Source organism: Actinoplanes sp. NPDC051411 (genome assembly GCF_040682075.1).
Classification (GTDB): Bacteria; Actinomycetota; Actinomycetes; order Mycobacteriales; family Micromonosporaceae; genus Actinoplanes.
On the sequence record NZ_JBFBAD010000266.1, the window covers coordinates 1 to 3,289 of the forward strand.

Consider the following 3,289-nt stretch of genomic DNA (forward strand, 5'->3'; position numbering starts at 1 on the left):
AGCGGAGCACCCAATCATCGCTTCCAGATCGCTCTGGGCGAGAGGCGACCGCGCCGCCTAACCACCGTCATCGCCTGCGCGCCCGGTCGGCGGCAAATGAGGACGTCATACACGGTACCGTGCGGCCATGCCGAACCGTTTTTATCGCCGTCGCTGGGACGAAACCCGAGGCGACGAGTTCGACGGTTGGGGCCACTCACTCTGGTATTTCGGAGACGGACGACGAAGGCTGGCCTATCCGTCAGGTCGAGATGTACGACGCCGGCCAGGTCCTCCGTTACGGACCCGGACACGACACAGACCGCTACGGAGGTCTTGGGCAAGCCAGCCTCTACGACTCCGACGAGGACTGGAGCACCTTCGAGATCACCGTCACCGAGTTCGAACGGGTCTGGCGCTCGGACTATGCGTGACGACCCGCTTCTTGACCGGCCCACCAATCGCGGCAGATACGGGTGCCCTACGGGCGAGGTCCACGAGGCGCGCCAGCTAGGGACCGTCGGTCGCTGGCAGGGCCACGGACTGTCCTAGGCCGTGTTTCATAAGGCGCGGAGCCATTGGTTGATGACGGCGACGTTGACGGTCGCTTCGAAACGGACGGCGAGTTTGTCGTAGCGGGTGGCCATCGCTCGGTTCTGTTTCAGCTGGTTGATGCCGCATTCGACGGCGTGACGCAGCCGGTACTCGGCCGGGTCGAAGGCGGGTGGCCTGCCGCCTCGGGAACCTTTGGCCTTACGGTGAGCGTCTTGATCGGCCTTGCTCGGGATACACACCCGGATCTTGCGGCGGCGGGCGTATCCCCGGTTACCTCTGCTGGTGTAGGCCTTGTCGGCCAATACCATGTCGGGCCGCGTGCGGGGCCGGCCTCCATCGACTCGATAGACCTTGATCCGCTCCATGACCGTGATGAACTGCGGGCTGTCGCCGCGCTGGCCGGCGGTGATGACGATCGCGAGGGTTTTGCGGCCCTGTTCGCAGGCCAGATGGGTTTTGGTAGTGAACCCGCCACGGGAGCGTCCCAGCCCGTGATCATCGGGCTCGTCATGCACGCCACCAGCCGGTTCTTTCTGCAGATGGCCGTCTTTGCGAGCGCCGGCGGCGTGCTGGTGGGCCCGGCTGACGGTCGAGTCGACGCTGACCGTCCAGTCGATGCGTCCTGTGGCGTCAGCCTCGGCCTGCAGCCCGGACAGGATCGTTGCCCAGGTCCCGTCGCGTTGCCAGCGCCTGAACCAGCGGTACAACGTCTGCCACGGGGCGTATTCGCCGGGGACGTCACGCCATGGTGTCCCGGTCCGGGTCCGCCACCGGATCCCGTCGATGATGTTTCTGTTTGCCCAGGTGCGTGGCCGCCCATGACCTGTTTCCGCAGGCAGCAGCGGGCGCAGAGCAGCCCATTGCGCGTCGGTGAGGTCATGACGCCTCGCTGCCGCTACGCTCGGCACGAGGTCTCCGGTGGATGTTCGGTTTGCTTGGTCGCTAACCGATCTACCGGAGACCTCAACCTTTATCGATCACCGCCACGCCGTGACCCACCGCCAACTCAAGCCTTTACGAAACACGGCCTAGTCGTCCACGACGAGCTGACAACCGATGGTCTCCTCGATGCGACGCTGTAGCGCTTCAGTGAGATCCTCCTGGCTGCGGTCAGGCACAACTATGGCGATCCCCGGTCCTTGCGACACCTGGCAGCGCGCCGCGGGAAGAAACTCCAGCAGCAGAAACCGGACCCGGCGGACCTGCGCCTCGTCCAAGACGGCGTCGGATGTCGAAGCCCGTAAGCGGATCATGGTCTGAGATTGGCAGTAGTGCACAGCCGGCACAACTGGAGCTTGGCGGAACGGAGGCTCGCTTCGACGCTGCGTAGCCAGCGACTCGCGGGAAATCCGTGCGTCGACCGACTCCGTGCGGCAGCCTGTGCCAATGCCCGGCACACAGCCTCCGCCCACGCGCGAAGAGATAGATGAATGGTTCGCCGCGATCCTTGGCCGGTACGCGAACTCGTGACGAGGCAGACCGGTGGGCCGCCCAATGGCACGGAAGCGAGGCCGACCACCTGATCACCGATGAGGTGACCTGGTGGGCTCTCGGGCATCTCCACGGAATCGACCTGCCAGACCTCGACGGCAGACTCCTGCACGACGACGAGCAGGTGGAGCAATGCCTCGAAGAGTTTCGCCGCCGCTGCCGGGTCCTGCCGGTTCCCGACGAGGCCTGACGCAGCACGACCGCCACCGACCGAGCGTTATCAGCGGCAAATCCGGATGTACAGGTCGACCTCGCGGAAGGCGACGGTGGCTGCGAGATGGGCAGATACCTTCGACGAGTGTCTGATCACCGGAATGGACACGACGGCCGCAACGTCTCCGGATCCCGCACATCACGTGCTGCCCCGGCTGGCTGCGGACGCCGTCGGCGGCTCTGCTGGGTGGAGGATGAGGTGATGCACATGAGCCATCGAAGCGAGCCGGATCGCGAGCGCCCTACCGACGAGATGATCCGTGCTTGGCGCGAACGCATGGAGCCGCCGGAGAACGAACTCCCGGCCGGTGCCGCGTTGACGGTGCTGCTGGGCCGTACCGACGATGTCGCGGTCGGCATCACCCAGGTCGACGTGTTCACCACTGGATTCCGGTTCACCCTGGCCGTGCGTGTACGCCGGCCACTCCCGGCACTCGCCCATGGCGGCTTGCACAGGCTGGTCGGCGGCGGCTTGCGGCACGGCGTCGAAGTCCCGCTGGAACGTCTGCTGCTACTCGGCATCGAGTATGCCAACGGCGACCGCGCCTCCACCCTGCGAGATCCGCACGTTGGCCCCGGTGACTCCGACGGCCGGCTCGTCCTGCGCCAAGGCGGCGGTGGAGGCAGCGACCGCACGGTGGATCACACGTTCTGGGTGTCCCCGCTACCGCCGGATGGGCCGGTGACGTTCGTGATGGCCTGGCCGGCGTTCGGTGTGACCGAGTCTCGCGCGGTCATCGACAGCGCCCCTATCCGGGCAGCTGCTGGACGGGCGGTGGCGCTGTGGCCACTTCAGCCGGTGCCTGAGCCCGAACCTCCGGCCGAACTGCCACGGCCAGCGACCGGCTGGTTCGCGTACGGGTAATCCCTCCGAGCACCACAATGCCGACGAGGCGCCCACGATCAGTCGGCGCCGGGTGATCAAAATCCTCATCAAGCGACGACGCCCGCGGACAGCGGCTACTTGTTTCATTGATCTACGACCGCAGCCCGGCCAGGCTGGGTCGAGGTGACCGGTGGGTTCGCTCTCACGGCGGCTGCCCACCGCAGT

General features: G+C 66.2%; 5 protein-coding genes. 3 read left to right on the top strand and 2 right to left on the bottom strand.

Going from position 1 to position 3,289, the window contains the following annotated elements; genetic code table 11:
* A partial coding sequence (locus AB0M88_RS52995; RefSeq protein ID WP_364116207.1) for a hypothetical protein occupies positions 1-413 on the top strand: 413 nt, incomplete at its 5' end.
* Between the two features lie 126 nt (positions 414-539).
* On the opposite strand, the gene AB0M88_RS53000 is transcribed toward AB0M88_RS52995, so the two are convergent.
* Both AB0M88_RS53000 and AB0M88_RS53005 read right to left on the bottom strand, forming a co-directional pair.
* Entirely contained in the window at positions 540-1,442 is a 903-nt protein-coding gene (locus tag AB0M88_RS53000) for an IS5 family transposase (RefSeq protein WP_364116209.1), read from the bottom strand.
* Between the two features lie 120 nt (positions 1,443-1,562).
* Positions 1,563-1,787 carry a hypothetical protein gene (locus AB0M88_RS53005; protein ID WP_364116212.1) on the bottom strand — a complete coding sequence of 75 codons (225 nt, stop codon included), beginning with the start codon at positions 1,785-1,787 and terminating at the stop codon, positions 1,563-1,565.
* 194 nt (positions 1,788-1,981) lie between these two features.
* Here AB0M88_RS53005 and AB0M88_RS53010 point away from each other — a divergent pair, with 194 nt between their 5' ends.
* On the top strand, positions 1,982-2,215 hold the full coding sequence (locus tag AB0M88_RS53010; RefSeq protein ID WP_364116215.1) for a hypothetical protein: 234 nt from the start codon (positions 1,982-1,984) through the stop codon (positions 2,213-2,215).
* A 210-nt stretch (positions 2,216-2,425) separates the two neighbouring features.
* Positions 2,426-3,103: a hypothetical protein gene (locus tag AB0M88_RS53015; RefSeq protein WP_364116218.1), complete on the top strand. Its 678-nt coding sequence runs from the start codon at positions 2,426-2,428 to the stop codon at positions 3,101-3,103.
* Positions 3,104-3,289 lie beyond the last annotated feature (186 nt).